A 14790-nucleotide genomic window follows, 5' to 3' on the forward strand; every position below is an offset into this window, starting at 1 on the left:
GCGGACCGGGCTGTTGCAAAAAGTAGTTTGAATGTAACGCTAATGTTTACTTTATCCATTAATGAATCTTAAATTCATATATGAATGTCACAGAATTGAACTTTGCCAACCAGAAACCGTGTTTCAATGTCGGGAAATGATACTATTTGCCGGAGTAGAGCCGGTGAAGGGCGGGGCGCGGAGGGGAAAAATGGCAGAACTAAAAAGTGCGCAGATAAAAGAAGATGACAACGTGGAGGATCGCTATCGGGCACCCGCGTTGGATAAAGGGTTGGATATTCTTGAGGCGCTGGCCGGGCGAGAGGAGGGGGTTTCTCAGGCGGAAATCGCTAAAACGCTGGGGCGTAAACCGAACGAAATTTATCGAATGCTTGACCGGTTGGTGCGCCGTGGTTACGTAATTCGTACCAGCATTGACCAGTATGAACTGTCGCTGAAGTTGTTTGAGCTGGCGAATCGTCACTCTCCTTTTCGCCGGCTGGCGACGCAAACCTTGCCTTATTTACGCCGCTTTGCCCACGAGGCGCAGCAAGCTTGCCATCTGGTGGTTTACGATCGCGGCGGAATGACGGCAATCGCCCAAGTGGATGCGCCGGGTTACTGGAGTTTTGGTATTCGGGTAGGTTCACGGATGGGGCTATTAGATACCGGCTCCGGGCATGTCATGTTGGCCTTCTCTTCCGCCAGCGAGCAAGAGTTTATGCTGCGTGAAGAGAGCGAGGGGAAGCATGGCGCGCTTAGCGCCGAGATGAAGCAACAACTGGCCGTGATTCGCCAGCAAGGGCATGAAATGATGCCCAGCCAGCAAACGGAAGGGGTCTACAACATTGCTGTACCGGTGTTTGCCAATGGTGATAACGCCATCGCGGTATTAACCTGCCCCTACTTGCAGCATCTGGATTATATGAACTCTCCTTCACGCGAAGAGACATTAGCGCTGCTGAAACGCACCGTAACGCAGATTATGAGCGCGACGCCGCTGTTTTCACCTTAGCGTTGCCAGGGCTGGCATAACGCGGTGAACGGAGCAGCAACGTCAGAGGAATACAACATAGCAGCGCAAAACCCAGTAGCCAGAAGGTTTCAGACCAGGTAATAACCATTGCCTGTTGCTGAATTTGCCCGGCCAGGCTGGCGAGCGCCTGCATATTAGCGTAGGCGCTGTCACCAACATGACTGAGATAATTGGCGCTGCTGGCGGCCAGATAGTCATGGGCGTAGCCAGAGTTGGCGCTGACGGATTCACGAACCACGTCATCATGCAGCTTGTTGCGTTGATCGACAAACACCGCCATTAGCGCCAGCCCTACCGACCCGCCCAGATTACGCGCCATGTTATACAGCCCGGCGGCATCGGCGGCTTCTTCTGCAGTGACTGCCGCCATTGATGCCTGGTTGAGTGGCAGCATCGCCATAATTTGCCCGGCGCCGCGCAGCAATTGTGACCATGTAAAGTCAGCGCCTACGCTTTGCGCGGTTAGCGAAGTATCAAGAAAACAGCTGATGCTAAATAACAGGATCCCGCTAATCACCATCAGACGAATATCCACCTTGCCTAACAAGCGGGGTAAAATCGGCATTAGAAGGAGGCTTGGGATACCGGAAATCAGCAACACCATGCCAGATTGCTGCGCGTTGTAACCGGCGATGCCGCTTAAAAATTGCGGCAATAAATAGAGCACACAATACAATCCGCACCCCACCACAAAGACGATCACCACCACGCTGAGAAAACGCAGGTTACCCAATAAGGCAAGACGTATAACCGGACGCTTGGCGGTAAACTGCGCTACCAATAGCAACAGAAGCCCGACGACACAAACGAGACTCAGTGTCACAATCATTTGGGATTCAAACCAGCGTTCGCGTTGGCCCTCCTCCAGTACCACCGTCAGTGAACTGAGCCCGGCGCTGAGGCCAATGATGCCGAGCCAGTCGGCTTGCCAGAAGCTTTCCGCGTGGCTTTTCTCCGGCGGCAGACCGAGCAACAGCAGGGCGATAAGGCCGCAACACACCGGTAGATTAAGAAAGAAACACCAGTGCCAACTCACATTTTCCGCCAGCCAACCGCCCAGTACCGGCCCTAAAATCGGCCCGAGGATCACAATGACGCCAAATAGCGACATTCCGACCGGTAGCTGGCTACGAGGCAGACGGGTACGAATAATCATTTGTGCGGTCGGAATCAGCGCGCCGCCGGTAAATCCCTGACCAATACGGCCAATCACCATTTGCGGCAAGCTATTCGATAATCCGCAAATGACCGAAAAAAGGGTAAACAGTATCGCCATGGTAATCAGGAAATTACGCAGACCAAAAGTGCGGCTAAGCCAGCCTGCCAGTGGGATCATGACGATTTCCGACATCAGATAACCGGTCGAAATCCAGGTACCTTCGGTACCGGTTGCGCCAATTTCGCCCTGAATTTGCGGCAGCGCGGAGTTGGTGATTGAGATATCCAGGGTGGCCATCAGCGCGCCAAGCGCGCCAGCGAAGACCGCGATCCAACTGGTTAGCGATGCCTTCTCTTCGCTTTCTCCGCCTGGCGATGTAGGCGTATCACGGCTCATAATTACCGATCCTGTTTCAGCGGATGTGTGTCGATATCGACCGTGACCGACATGCCGGGTAACAGACGCTGACGCTGGGCGCTGTTATCGGTGATACGAATACGTACCGGTACGCGTTGAACGATTTTGGTAAAGTTACCGGTGGCATTTTCCGGCGGTAGCAGAGCGAACTGGGAACCGGTTCCCGGTGCGAAGCTCTCAATCTCGCCGCGAAAATCATGATCGGGTAACGCATCAACATGCAGCGTTGCCGGTTGCCCGATGCGTATGTCGCCCATTTGGGTTTCTTTAAAATTGGCCACCAGATAGACATCTTGTACCGGTACCACGGTCAATAATCGGGTACCAGGCTGCACATATTGCCCCACCCGCACACTACGATCGCCAACGCGACCGGCAACCGGGCTGCGAATCAGCGTATCTTGCAGATTAATGCTCGCCTGCTGCAGGCTAGCCTGGGCTGAGGCCAGTTGCGCTTTTGCCTGGGCAATTTCGGCTTTCATCGAACGAATTTGCGCGGTTGCGGATTTTACCGCCGCAACGTTTGCCGCATAATCCGCCTGCGCACGATCGCGGCTGCGGACCTGGTCCGATAAGTTCTCTTTACTCACCACGCCGCTCTTCGCCAGCGGCAGATAGCGCTGATATTCGCGTTGCGCATACTGCATCTGTATTTGCGCCGAATTTTGCTGTGCTTCAGCCTGCTCAATATCGGCCTGCTGGCGTACAATTTCCGCTTCTGCACGTTCAATATCGGCCTGATTGGCGAGAATGGTCGCTCGCGCCTGATCGACCTGTGCCTGATACTCCTCTGCATTTAGCTTCACCAGCGGTTGACCGGCGGCAACGTCTTGGTTATCGCCAACCAGTACTTCGCGCACATAACCGGAGACTTTTGGTGCCATGGTGACGCTGTCCGCTTGTAAATACGCATCATCGGTAGATTGATTAAAGCGGGCGATGAAAAACCAGTACAGGAGAGCCAGCACCACCAGCGTGGTTAACGCCAGCGAAAACAGCAGTAATAGCCGCTTTTTACGGTTACCGGCGGCTTCTACCGGCGGCGCCATGCCGTCAGGCAAGGAAGAGGAAGTGGACATGGCTGCAAATAACACCGTAAAGCTCCTGAGAAAGAATTATATCAAGCGGAATAAATATTCCGTTTGGTATAATTATGTCAAGCGATATATTTTTTAATTTACTGTGCGATACCGTTATACTCGGAACGTTTTTACTAAGGAGGCCGCCGTGTGCGCGAAGAAAAGTAAACCGTTGCGTCACCCGCCGGAAGGCGGCTACGCCCGTGGCGATGAAACCCGGCAACGCATTATTGATGCGGCAATACAGGTGTTTGGTGAGCAGGGGTTTGATGCGGCGACCACACGTCAGATAGCGATTCGCGCCGGGGTGAACCCGCCCGCACTTCAGTACTATTTTGAAAATAAGGAAGGGGTGTATTACGCCTGTATTGAGTGGATGGCGGAGGAGAGTTGTCGCTACTTTCAGCCCACGATTGAGAAAATTAATCGGCTAAATAACCATGAGATTGACGCTGATGCCTGCATTGAACTGTTTTGTCAGTTGCTGGATGTGATGCTGGAGCGGGTTTTTAATACCACCATTCCGCAAGGCAAAATATTGTTTCACGCGCGTGCGCAGGTGGGGCAGGGGCCGGCCGATGCTTTTCGTTTAATGCGTGAGCGTATCAGCGGCAAATTAAACTGTGCGGCGGCTTCGCTGGTCGCACGAGTTTCCGGCGCGGCGGTTCATGATGAACTGACGCAGATTCGTACCATGACCTTGATGGGGCAGGCGGTGATTTTCCATCTGACCCGTCACTCAATGCTTGATCAGTTAGGCTGGGAAGAGGTGAATGCCGAGCGGCTGACATTATTAAAAACCACGCTCCGCGTCCAGTGTCGCACGTTGATGGAGAGTTGGCGGGCGGCGAGCCAGTGATTGCCTTAAATGGCCGGGTGACCCCGGCCACTGGCAATTAAGCCAATACCTCACTTTTTTGCAGCGTAAAAGTGGCGATTAACGCGCGTAGGGTGACGGCTTGTTGTTCGAGTGATTCCGCCGCCGCTGAAGCTTCGACCACTAAGGCAGCATTCTGCTGCGTGACCTGATCCATCTGAATTACCGCCTTATTCACCTGCTCAATACCGCTGCTTTGTTCTTCTGAGGCGACCGCAATCTCACCAATAACTTGCGCCACGCTTCGCACAGCCTGGCGACCGGCTGAGGCGGCCTGACCGACCTCATCGGCCAGTTCGGTGCCTTGTTGCACGGTGCTGACCGAGCGGGCGATAAGTTCGCGAATCTCTTTTGCGGCAGTCGATGAGCGTTGAGCGAGGGTGCGCACTTCTGAGGCGACCACCGCGAAGCCACGCCCCTGCTCACCGGCGCGCGCGGCCTCGACCGCCGCGTTCAACGCCAGAATATTGGTCTGGAAAGCGATACCTTCAATCAGCGCGGTAATATCGGCAATTTTGCCGGAGCTGTCGGCAATATCACGCATCGTTTCCTGCATACGACTGACCATTTGATTGCTTCGTTCGGTGGCGGCGGCGGCATCGGTCGCCAGTCGGCTGGCTTCACGGGCGTTTCCGGCATTCTGTTTTACCGTCACATTGATCTGCTCCATGCTGGCGGCGGTTTCTACCAATGACGCTGCTTGTTGTTCGGTACGAGAGGAGAGATCGAGATTACCGCCTGAGATTTGCCGTGACGCCACGCCGACCGAATCGGCTGCCAGGTGAATGTCGCTGAGGGTTTCGGTCAAACGGCGCTGCATTTGATCCATCGCGAACAACAGACTACTACGATCGTTTTTACGCAGAAGAACCTGTGCGCTGAGATTACCCTCGGCAATACGCTTACACAAGGCGGCAGCATAATCGGGCTCGCCGCCCAGGCTGTGGCGGATGCTACGAATCAGCCACAACATGGCCAGCGTCAGCACAATGGCGACACTGCTCACCAGCGCCAGATTACGTAACAGTTCGGTGCGGAAAGCGTTATCAATATCATCCTGGTAAACTCCGGTGTAGAGATGCCAGCCCCAGGCAGGAATGAGTTCGCTATAGGTAATTTTCCCCACCGGTTTGTCATTACCCGGTTTTGGCCACACGTAGTGAGTGAAGTGTTTGCCGCCCGCAGAGGAGCTTTTGACGATTTCGACCGCGACGTGGACACCATTCACATCCACCAGCCCTTGCTGACTTTTATTTTCCAAATCCGGGCGCGGCGGGAACAGTAGCGGAACATACTCATCATTATAAATACCAAAATAGCCGCTTTTATCGCTGCCGTAGCGCAGCCCGCGCAACGCCTCTAGCGCCATATGCTGCGCCTGTGCCGGTTTCAACTCTCCGGCGTTGGTCTTTTGTTGATACCAGCTAATCAACCCTTGCGCCAAATCCGCCTGCTGTTTCAGCACCGCTTTGCGCGCGTTAAGCATGCTATTACGTTGTATAACCGCATTCGCCACCACCAATGCAATCAGTAATAACCACAATAATCCAACGATGCTCCAGAGTTTTTTATTGAGTGTGAATCGTTTCATGCTTTTCCCCTGCCGGTGAAGCGCCAAAGCCGATAATGTCCTGGCGGGGTTGGCGAACAGTGCCCCGGTTACACCATGACTGGCTGTAGTTATTAACGACGCATTTTTGTCAGCCTTTAGCGTTATTTTTCAACTCTGCGGCGATTTTTTCATCATCGGGAAAGAGGCCTTTGGGGAAGGGCGAAAACATAAGTATCACTTATGTTTGTGATCATTGTCACGGTTCAACGCGAAACTAATCATCGTGAAACGCTACTCACCGGTAATGACATTTTTCTGATGCATTGATGAGGTGATGAAATGATGAGAACGGGATCTATCTCTATACCGGGCGCTTTCCCTTCAACGCCAGCGCCTTCTGAACATGAAGTGGAGCAGGAGCATGACCTTCCGCCCCGACGTGAGAGTGCCGAAACCGTCCGTTCGGGAGAAACCCACCATAGTGGTGAGACAGAACATACCGAAGAGACGCGTCACAGCAGCGAGACGGGCCGAACACAAGGGACGTTTCAAAGTGCGATGTCACGCACCAGTCTGGAAGTCAGGCAACAGCAGGAGCGCGAGCAGCGAATTCATGACTCAATGCACACGTTCTTTTCAGCATTGGGGAACCCGAATGAGCATCCGAACCTTGAACTGTTGATTGCCGATCGCACCGAGCGGCTGATGGCCAGAGGCGAAAGCGCGGCGGATATTGCAGAAACTTTCAGCAAAGCGAAACCGATGGATCGAGTTACCGATATTGTCGAAGGCGCGATCCGCGCTTTTTCATTTGGTATCTCCGGGCTTCCTGCCGATGCACTCAGCCAGATTGGCGACGTGGGTAAAAATGCGCTGAGTAACTTCCTGACCGGGTGGGCGGTATCGGCGGATACCTATGCCGGAAAGGCGGCGATCGGGGTAATTGGCGGTGTAACGGCAATGACGTTAAGGGCGGTGAGTGACGGGTTACTCAATAAGCCGCTGGAGGATGCGCTCTGGTTGGGCGAAAACGCCTCTAAGCTGGAAGCGAGTGTGAAACCTTTATTTGAGGCGAAAAAAACGGTTGGAAGCGAGATGCTTAACGCGGTGAAAGGTGGCGTCGGGTATGACATTCGTAACGTTGTCAACAGCTTCCCGGCGATGGCCGATCTAAAAGGATTGAATACCGGCTTAAATATTGGCGGCAGTATGGCGGGTGGCTCGATCAGCTCCCTGGTGCAGCACCACGGTCAACGCTTGCCGGTAAACCTGTTGGCGCGTACCGACTGGGAAGATCGTTATTTTGAACTGAAAAATGCCTCGCTGCCAAAACAAATGGTAGTGGGTGGGATTCAGCGCAGCGGCGCCGTGGTACAAAGCCTGGCGAGTTTCGAAGGCTGGAGAACCGGGCGCCAAAATGCCATGAGCGATAACATGCTGGCGGAAATTGCGACGTTAGGTATCGGATTAGGCGGCGTAAATATGCTGCGTAAATTTGCCGCGGATGCGATGGGGAGTGACCAGTGGAGCGCCGCCGGACGTATTTTCGCCGATCAGATGGTGAACACCGTGGGGGCGGCAGCGGCTTACGCGACGCAAGGGCTGGTTGGCGTGGTAGTGAAAATGGGTTCCGAGGCGATTGATCATGCAGTTGGCGGCATGATTCAAGGGGGCACCAATGCATTGGCGCAACTGGCCGGTAACCGTTTCCGCGAGCAGATAGAAAATGAGATGGAGTTGGGGCGCTTAGGAAGAGAGAGAACGTAACCACTGCCGATAATAATGACCTTGATGCGCCCATACGGGCGCATTTTTTTTATCGTTATCGGCTGGCGACCAGGGTTTGCTGCTGGTCACTCTCTTCCTGTTGTAACACACGATAAATCCGTTCTACTTCGCGCGCATAACGGAGACGAAGTTTTTGTCGCGCGGGGGAAGGGCCGGTGTTGTACATGCCAACGGTATCCCATGAACGGCCATACTGGCGAAACAGTCCATGTAACACCCAGGCCCCGGTCGAGACACACACGCAGGGTTCGCTGAGCAAGCGTTTACGCGTGACACCCAATTGTGAGAGGCGGGAGAAATGCACGCTATTAATCTGCATCATGCAGACATCTTCAGTGCGATTACGGTTAGCCTGATTAATCGCCGTCGGATTCAGTTTTGACTCCTTAATCGCAATGGCCTTCAGCAATATGGGTGATAGGCCAAATGCTTTGCCCGCGACATTAAAGCAATCCGCCTGAGCGAACGAAGAAAAACAGAGCGCCAATGCGCACAGTTTCATAGACGTCATTTTTTTATTCCTTCCCACTCGGTGCTTATGTGTGGTGGCTGCCGGGGGAAAGTTCCCGATGAGTGGGAGCTGTCGCGTTAATACGAACGAGAAAAAAAGCCGGTTATGGAACTAATTCACGCCAGATTTCACTTATTTTCAACACCACAACCGCGCGATAGCACAGGAGTGATCCCGCGTTACGTCAACGGTCTGTCTTTGGCATGCGGTTCGCCATCTTTAATGAGGATTATCCAATGCAGATTACATCAGGTTCGGGAGGGTTTTCGCCTTACTCACCCTCTAATGATTTTTCGGATAATAATACGCCGCTCGGTGGACAGACGCCGACAAAGCCCGCTGGCGATCCGCAGATGAACATCCCCACTGCGTTAAATTTCGGCAATATCGGGGCGACCGATAAACCTTCGCAAATTGACTTTGGCTCATCACCGCAGAATCGGGCGGTGGATAACAGTTCCTCGCCGCCAGCGGACGGAATGAATGGATCCAATGGGAACTCGATGGAAAGTATGCTGAAGATGCTGCAACAAATGCTACAAGAGCTGATGCAGGAGTTGTTCAAAATGCTGGGGATCGGCGGGGGACAAGCGCCTCAGCAGGATAACGCCTCACCGCCTCCGGTGAGTGACAGTAGCGGTGGAGGCGGCGATGGCGGTGGAGGTGGCCCTGGCGGCGTAAACACGCCTACCAATAACGTGAATCTGAAAACCGATACGCCGCCCACTTCCGATCTTTCAGAGAAGTCATCCACTTCGGGCGCTAACGGGAGCGGTAATAGCAGCACGCCGGGCGATACCTCAATGCCGGGCCTGCCAGATAAACTACAGCAGTTTAGTAAAGATTATAGCGATATAGCGAAGGAGACCGGGGTGCCCGCCAGCACGCTTGCGGCATTAACCTGGACCGAATCGCGTGGGGATGTTAATGCCACCTCTACCAACCCTGGTAACGGTAAAACCGATGGCGGCATGAACCAGATCAACCCGGATACCTACGAATCAATGCGTCAGAAGTATCCGGATAAATTGTCCGGCGACTCCAGCGATCCGCATAATCAGATCATGTGTTCAGCGTTGATGTTGCGCGACTACCAGAAACAGTTTGGCGGCAGCATGGATGCCGCGCTACGTGCCTATAACTCTGGCCCGGACCAGGTCAATATGAGCAACCTGTCGAGCATATCTTTAGGTAATCCCAACTACGTTAACGAGGTTAACCAAACTGCCAAAGTTATCGCTTCTGGTAATGGGAGCGTACCTGCCTAACGGACAATAGCGTGGATTAAATTATCGGGTTTAAAGACCAGGCGGGATATGAAAATCATCTTATCCCGCCATTTTTTAGCCTGGTATGCTGAAACATTTGTATTTTGCCACTGACTGACTTTTGAGTTCGAAGGCACAGATTATTTTAGTACCAGTTTATTTTTGTGATACGCATCGGCTTTATTATGAAAAAAACATGACAAACCACTGACAATAAGATGAAAAATGCCATTTTTAATCGCGTGTCAGCGATTAAATAATTACCGGTCGTGGCCTGGGAATCGTCCTAAAAGCCCGCCTTAAAAATGAGAGGTGCGGCGTTACAAAATGTAAATAGTGTATCTTTTTGTGTGAGAAATTTGCCATTTCAACCAATCTATTTTGCGCTAATTTTATTCTTCCGTATTCTTAACGAAATCCTGCAAAAAAGGTTACATTGTTATTGCTGATTGAAAATAACCAATGCGTTTTTCGGCGTTTACTCAACTTTATACAAATTTACTTACTGATGATGGAAATTCTATCTCAATGATTTTCTATTGCTTTTGTTTAATGAGAGGGCAATTGTTTCGTTTTGATTAAATTCCCCCTCTTTGCCCATCATCCCTTTATTCTCCCGACACCGGCTTGCGACAAAATGTATTTCCTTCTCCCCTCGGGTTATATCTGTAACCGTTTACCTGCTGAAAAAAATACCTGATCGAAACGGTTACTCCAACGCGGACGTGTAGGGATTTTCTTACAAGCGCCCCACAAAATTCCTGATTGTAAAACCCTCTACGAGTGTTAATTTAAATTTGTTCTCATAAAAAAGGCTCATCAATTCTCATGTTTCAGCGCTTCTTTTGACGCTGAGTCGCTCCATTCGCGAATGTTGAAAACGGCAGGCTCAATCAGTTAACTCTGTGTGCCCTTGTTAGAACCAGGTAGCGGGGAATCTATGAAAGAGAATGACTTAGAAAATAGAGGGATGAGGGGATTGATCGAAGATGATGACACTCTTGGGGGAGTGGTCGATCTGATCCGTGCGGAAGAGGATATTCACAGTGATTTTGATGCACTGTTAAACACGTTAGCACCTCTTAAGGTCGACCTGGTGCTGGAAGGCGAGACCGGAACCGGCAAAGACACCTTTGCCCGCCGGTTGTATACGCACTCCGGCTGCCGCGGCGAATTCGTTCCAATTAACTGCGCGGCAATCCCGGAGAGCCTGGCAGAAAGTGAATTATTTGGCGTGATGTCGGGCGCTTACACCGGCGCGAACCATTCGCGCGCCGGGTACATTGAAAGCGCCAATAACGGGGTGCTGTTCCTCGATGAAATCGACAGTATGCCGTTAAGTCTACAGGCCAAGCTGCTGCGCGTACTGGAAACGCGCACTGTCGGGCGCCTTGGAAGTACGCAAAGCGTGCCGCTTAATTTACGTGTGGTGGTGGCAAGTCAAAAACCGCTGGCGAGCCTGGTGGAACAGAAACTGTTCCGGCAAGACCTCTACTTCCGGTTGACCACGGTTAAAATTGTCCTGCCCGCTTTGCGCACCCGTATTGAATATATCATTCCGTTATTCCGTCGTTTCTCACAAGAAGCTGCCATCCGCCTCAACCGGGCGCTGCCAGCGATGTCCGCCAGCCTGTCTGAATCACTACTGATGCACAACTGGCCGGGGAATATTCGCGAACTGCGTGGCGCCGCGGAACGTTTTGTATTGGGCATTCCGCCGCTAGGAAACGGCATCCGTCCGGAAACACACAGCGTACGGCTTCGTGAGCGGATGCGGCGCATAGAATATTGTCTGATTGAAGATTGTCTGATGCGTCATGAAAACCGTATTGTCAGTGCCGCGCACGAGTTAGGTATTCCGCGTCGCACGCTGTATCAACGCATCAAATCGCTGACCGCGCAGGAAAATTAAATTTTTTTGGAAACCGAGGGAACCGGTACGTAAGCCGCGCCACTTAACAGATGAATGACACATCATTCAATCCTAAATCTGACGAGGAGTAAGGTTATGACTCAAGGTGTCAATAACGGAAACAGCGATGCAATGCGCAACCAGTTCCAGTCAAGTATGGACCAGGTGCAGGGCGAATCAATGCAGGACCAGTTGGATAAAGCGGAACGCGATCGTAAAAATGCTTTCGTTTCCGGTTACGCCAACTCTGCGACAACCATGATCAGTTCCCTGGCGCAGAACAAAATACAGTTCTAACGCATTCAGGGAGCCTTGTGTATAAGGTTCCCTGTTTTTTGTGGTTCTCTGAGGTTTGCAGCATGAAAATAAATGACCCTACAGCAGGTAATGCGTTACCGGTTCATGAAGCGCTTTCTTCCTCTTCTCCTTCATCGGCCAACAGTGGCGATGCCGCTTGGTTCTCCGCCGCACTGGAACAACCAGACGCGCCGCAGCAACAACCATTTACCCTTTCTGGTCATAAACCGGATAGCCTATTTAATCAGGCATCGTCGGTGTTTAACCACCTTGACGATGACAAAAAGAGTATGAATAGCGCGTTGCGTAAAGCCTCTCGCTCAACCGACCCATTGGTATTGAATAAAATCGATGGCGAACTTTCCAACTATTACCTGGAAAGCTCGATGAACGCCAAAATCGTGTCGAAAACTGTCCAGGGCCTGGAAAAGCTCACCAACCTTCAGTGACCGCATTATGCAGATATCCTGGCGAAAACCGATGCTGGTCGCGCTGCTTACGCTGTTGCTTAGCGGGTGCGATAAACCGGTGGTACTCAATACCGGTCTAACGGAAAATGATGCCAATGACATTATTTCCGAACTCTCTAAATACAAGATTGCGGCGGATAAGCAAATTGATAAAGAGGGCGTAACGGTCACCGTCGATGCCGATACAATTGAGCGTTCGGTACAGATTCTTAACGCCAAAGGATTGCCGCGTAAGTCCAGAACTAACCTCGGTGAGGTGTTTCAGAAAAGCGGCATTATCTCCAGCCCGCTAGAGGAGCGTGCGCGCTATATTTATGCCCTCTCGCAGGAACTGGAGTCGACACTCTCGCAAATTGATGGCGTGGTCGTGGCGCGCGTTAGCGTGGTGCTGCCGGAGCGGGTAGCGCCCGGCGAGCCGGTACAACCTGCGTCAGCTTCGGTATTCATTAAATACACTGCCGATCTCGATCCCGACAGTATTGAACCGCGTATCCGTCGGCTGGTGGCGGCCAGTATTCCGGGGCTGGCGGGGAAAAGCGACAACGATTTGTCGATTGTTTTTGTGCCAGCGGAAGTGTATCGCGACCATATTGAGAAAGTCTCGCTCGGGCCTTTCCAGTTGACGATGTCGCAATATGCCACCGTCAAAGTGGTGTTCTTTATCGTACTGATTCTGCTGCTGTTAGGCGGAGCAGGTATGGCACTGGTACCACGCATGAAAAAAATGCTGAACAGAAAAAAATCAACCTCACTGGCGGTTGTTGAATCCGGCGGTCAGGATTAGCCGCTGGAGGAAGCATGTCGCGACAGGTTGAACGTCAATGGCTCGATTGGTGGACGCGCGGGTTTTGGCAACATGCGGATGCCAGTTGGTGCCATTTACCTTTTTTTCAGCTTGACCCTCTGCACCAGCAGCGGCTGGCATACGCGCATCACAACGCATTCGCGCAACATCTTAATCTGCCTGATACGTTGCCGGGGCCGCCGGATGAACGCCTGCTCGCCTTGTCGGAAGCGCCTGAACCACAGCGTCGGTTAATGTTACGGTTGGTGGGGGAGATTTGCCAACATGATAGCGGGGCGGAAGCATTGGATGCTGCGCAGCGTACCTGGTGCCACCGTATCACTCGTGCCTTGCGTCCCGGAATTTGGCTACCGCCGGAACTGCACTTTTCCCCCGATCCGCAACCGGCGGCGCTGGCATTACTGGCACCGCTTTTCTCACCGGAAAATTGGCTGCGACTGCGTTTAGGTTTTGACTACCAGCTTGTGAAGCAGCTTCCCGAACTGCCGGATGCATTACCGCTTAATAAACTTCAGGCGTTATGGGAAGCGGTTATTTGGCGTAGCCAGCAACAGGACGGGCAGCCGCATGTGGATAACTAAGCAGATTACTTTAACCACCCTGCCGCCGTTAGAAGAAGGGGTGGTATTGTCGCGTGAAACGCTACATGAATATCAGCAAGCCTACGATGTCTTGACCGCTGCGCAACAGCGTCACGCGCAAATTGTCGCCGACGCTGAGCGTCAGGCGCAGCAAATTATCGAGGCGGCGCATGATGAGGCGGCACGCCAAATTGCGGCCGCGCTTGCGCAGAGTGAAGCCCAGTTTTTACAACGCGTCGAAACGCTGTTTGAAGATTGGCAAAGCGCGCGTAAGCAGCAAGATGAGAGCCTTATTTCTCAGGCGCAATACTTAGTCAGCGCGGCGTTGACGCATCTGTTTGATAGCAGCAGCGATACGCAAAAAGTTACCGCCTTGTTGCGCCAGTTGCTACAGGCGCGGGCGCGTGGACAAAGTGCTACGCTCTGGTGTCACCCCTCGCAATATGCGGCGATCGAGGCCTGGCTGCAGGCGCATACCCACCTTGACTGGGCGGTTCAACTGGATGATGCGCTCGAAATACACAGCGTAATGCTACAAACCGCGAATGGTGAGCTCAGCGTCAACTGGGCGCAACTACAGCAGCGGTTGCTCAGCACCGTACAGGCATAATTTTACCGTCGACGGGAACCTTTCCGCCTGCCGCGCCACTTATTGGGCGATCTCAACCCAAAGGAGAAGCGCATGAGCAATTCCTATGATATTCAGCGACGTCTTGATGCACAGTTGGCGCGTGTTCATCACTCGGTAGCCGAGTTGGCTAACGGCACGCTTTCACAAGAAGAGGGGCCAGGGATGGGGGATTTGATGGCGTTCAAGCAGGCGCTAATGCAGGAGTCCGCCTCGAACTACACCGCGAGTCAACTCAGTTCACTGAAACATAACCTCAGTAAATCGATTATCGATTCTATTAACTAAAGCGCCAAACGGCTTAGCCATTAAGCCGTTTTTTCACTCGCACGCTATCACACGCAATTTGGGATCTGTCAGGCATGTTGAGAATTATAAGCTTAGGGTTGGCTAGAGGGAGAGTGACGCGTTGAACCAGCACGTTCGTTTGT

15 protein-coding genes are annotated in these 14790 nt (G+C 52.5%); 11 read left to right on the forward strand and 4 right to left on the reverse strand.

Annotated elements, in window-relative coordinates; translation table 11 throughout:
* Positions 1-190 precede the first annotated feature (190 nt).
* Entirely contained in the window at positions 191-994 is an 804-nt protein-coding gene (locus PMPD1_RS06885; protein WP_173633340.1) for an IclR family transcriptional regulator, read from the forward strand.
* Here PMPD1_RS06885 and PMPD1_RS06890 read toward each other — a convergent pair.
* Together PMPD1_RS06890 and PMPD1_RS06895 are read right to left on the reverse strand one after the other, a co-directional pair.
* Positions 963-2570: an MDR family MFS transporter gene (locus PMPD1_RS06890; protein WP_173633341.1), complete on the reverse strand. Its 1608-nt coding sequence runs from the start codon at positions 2568-2570 to the stop codon at positions 963-965. The two genes, PMPD1_RS06885 and PMPD1_RS06890, sit on opposite strands and share 32 nt — an antisense overlap.
* 2 nt (positions 2571-2572) lie before the next feature.
* Positions 2573-3685 (reverse strand): HlyD family secretion protein, encoded by a 1113-nt coding sequence (locus tag PMPD1_RS06895; protein WP_354292809.1) that lies wholly within the window; start codon positions 3683-3685, stop codon positions 2573-2575.
* Positions 3686-3818: 133 nt separating this feature from the next.
* Between PMPD1_RS06895 and PMPD1_RS06900 the strand changes: the two genes are divergently transcribed.
* Entirely contained in the window at positions 3819-4529 is a 711-nt protein-coding gene (locus tag PMPD1_RS06900; protein ID WP_173633342.1) for a CerR family C-terminal domain-containing protein, read from the forward strand.
* A gap of 37 nt (positions 4530-4566) precedes the next feature.
* Here the strand turns inward: PMPD1_RS06900 and PMPD1_RS06905 are convergent, their stop codons facing one another.
* Positions 4567-6138, reverse strand: coding sequence for a methyl-accepting chemotaxis protein (locus PMPD1_RS06905; protein ID WP_173633343.1), 1572 nt, complete (start codon positions 6136-6138; stop codon positions 4567-4569).
* A 300-nt stretch (positions 6139-6438) separates the two neighbouring features.
* Here PMPD1_RS06905 and PMPD1_RS06910 point away from each other — a divergent pair, with 300 nt between their 5' ends.
* Complete coding sequence (locus PMPD1_RS06910; RefSeq protein WP_173633344.1) at positions 6439-7866, forward strand: hypothetical protein; 1428 nt, start codon at positions 6439-6441, stop codon at positions 7864-7866.
* Positions 7867-7921: 55 nt separating this feature from the next.
* Here the strand turns inward: PMPD1_RS06910 and PMPD1_RS06915 are convergent, their stop codons facing one another.
* Positions 7922-8398 (reverse strand): lytic transglycosylase domain-containing protein, encoded by a 477-nt coding sequence (locus tag PMPD1_RS06915; protein ID WP_173633345.1) that lies wholly within the window; start codon positions 8396-8398, stop codon positions 7922-7924.
* 236 nt (positions 8399-8634) lie between these two features.
* Here PMPD1_RS06915 and PMPD1_RS06920 point away from each other — a divergent pair, with 236 nt between their 5' ends.
* The 8 genes from PMPD1_RS06920 (at position 8635) to PMPD1_RS06955 (ending at position 14647) form a co-directional block, all read left to right on the forward strand.
* Complete coding sequence (locus PMPD1_RS06920) at positions 8635-9666, forward strand: lytic transglycosylase domain-containing protein (protein WP_173633346.1); 1032 nt, start codon at positions 8635-8637, stop codon at positions 9664-9666.
* Between the two features lie 940 nt (positions 9667-10606).
* Positions 10607-11578: a sigma 54-interacting transcriptional regulator gene (locus PMPD1_RS06925; RefSeq protein ID WP_173633347.1), complete on the forward strand. Its 972-nt coding sequence runs from the start codon at positions 10607-10609 to the stop codon at positions 11576-11578.
* Positions 11579-11674: 96 nt separating this feature from the next.
* Positions 11675-11875, forward strand: coding sequence for a hypothetical protein (locus PMPD1_RS06930; protein WP_173633348.1), 201 nt, complete (start codon positions 11675-11677; stop codon positions 11873-11875).
* A 62-nt stretch (positions 11876-11937) separates the two neighbouring features.
* Complete coding sequence (locus PMPD1_RS06935) at positions 11938-12324, forward strand: EscF/YscF/HrpA family type III secretion system needle major subunit (protein ID WP_173633349.1); 387 nt, start codon at positions 11938-11940, stop codon at positions 12322-12324.
* Between the two features lie 7 nt (positions 12325-12331).
* Entirely contained in the window at positions 12332-13129 is a 798-nt protein-coding gene (sctJ, locus tag PMPD1_RS06940) for a type III secretion system inner membrane ring lipoprotein SctJ (RefSeq protein WP_435529715.1), read from the forward strand.
* 14 nt (positions 13130-13143) lie between these two features.
* Positions 13144-13731 carry a type III secretion protein HrpD gene (locus tag PMPD1_RS06945; RefSeq protein WP_173633350.1) on the forward strand — a complete coding sequence of 196 codons (588 nt, stop codon included), beginning with the start codon at positions 13144-13146 and terminating at the stop codon, positions 13729-13731.
* Positions 13718-14341, forward strand: coding sequence for a type III secretion system stator protein SctL (gene sctL / locus PMPD1_RS06950; RefSeq protein ID WP_173633351.1), 624 nt, complete (start codon positions 13718-13720; stop codon positions 14339-14341). The genes PMPD1_RS06945 and sctL overlap by 14 nt, the downstream gene beginning before the upstream one ends.
* Positions 14342-14413: 72 nt before the next feature.
* The gene (locus PMPD1_RS06955) at positions 14414-14647 is read left to right on the forward strand and encodes a type III secretion protein HrpF (protein WP_173633352.1); all 234 of its coding nucleotides are present in this window, start codon (positions 14414-14416) and stop codon (positions 14645-14647) included.
* The last annotated feature ends 143 nt before the right edge of the window (positions 14648-14790 follow it).

It is taken from the genome of Paramixta manurensis (genome assembly GCF_013285385.1).
GTDB classification, from domain to species: Bacteria; Pseudomonadota; Gammaproteobacteria; order Enterobacterales; family Enterobacteriaceae; genus Paramixta; species Paramixta manurensis.

Excerpts from the sequence above, each read along its gene's own strand:
- PMPD1_RS06925 (WP_173633347.1), top strand. The coding sequence starts at position 10,607 with ATGAAAGAGAATGACTTAGAAAATAGAGGGATGAGGGGATTGATCGAA.
- PMPD1_RS06935 (WP_173633349.1), top strand. The coding sequence starts at position 11,938 with ATGAAAATAAATGACCCTACAGCAGGTAATGCGTTACCGGTTCATGAA.
- PMPD1_RS06885 (WP_173633340.1), top strand. The coding sequence starts at position 191 with ATGGCAGAACTAAAAAGTGCGCAGATAAAAGAAGATGACAACGTGGAG.
- sctJ (WP_435529715.1), top strand. The coding sequence starts at position 12,332 with ATGCAGATATCCTGGCGAAAACCGATGCTGGTCGCGCTGCTTACGCTG.
- PMPD1_RS06905 (WP_173633343.1), bottom strand. The coding sequence starts at position 6,138 with ATGAAACGATTCACACTCAATAAAAAACTCTGGAGCATCGTTGGATTA.
- PMPD1_RS06910 (WP_173633344.1), top strand. The coding sequence starts at position 6,439 with ATGATGAGAACGGGATCTATCTCTATACCGGGCGCTTTCCCTTCAACG.
- PMPD1_RS06915 (WP_173633345.1), bottom strand. The coding sequence starts at position 8,398 with ATGACGTCTATGAAACTGTGCGCATTGGCGCTCTGTTTTTCTTCGTTC.
- PMPD1_RS06920 (WP_173633346.1), top strand. The coding sequence starts at position 8,635 with ATGCAGATTACATCAGGTTCGGGAGGGTTTTCGCCTTACTCACCCTCT.
- sctL (WP_173633351.1), top strand. The coding sequence starts at position 13,718 with ATGTGGATAACTAAGCAGATTACTTTAACCACCCTGCCGCCGTTAGAA.
- PMPD1_RS06890 (WP_173633341.1), bottom strand. The coding sequence starts at position 2,570 with ATGAGCCGTGATACGCCTACATCGCCAGGCGGAGAAAGCGAAGAGAAG.
- PMPD1_RS06945 (WP_173633350.1), top strand. The coding sequence starts at position 13,144 with ATGTCGCGACAGGTTGAACGTCAATGGCTCGATTGGTGGACGCGCGGG.
- PMPD1_RS06955 (WP_173633352.1), top strand. The coding sequence starts at position 14,414 with ATGAGCAATTCCTATGATATTCAGCGACGTCTTGATGCACAGTTGGCG.
- PMPD1_RS06930 (WP_173633348.1), top strand. The coding sequence starts at position 11,675 with ATGACTCAAGGTGTCAATAACGGAAACAGCGATGCAATGCGCAACCAG.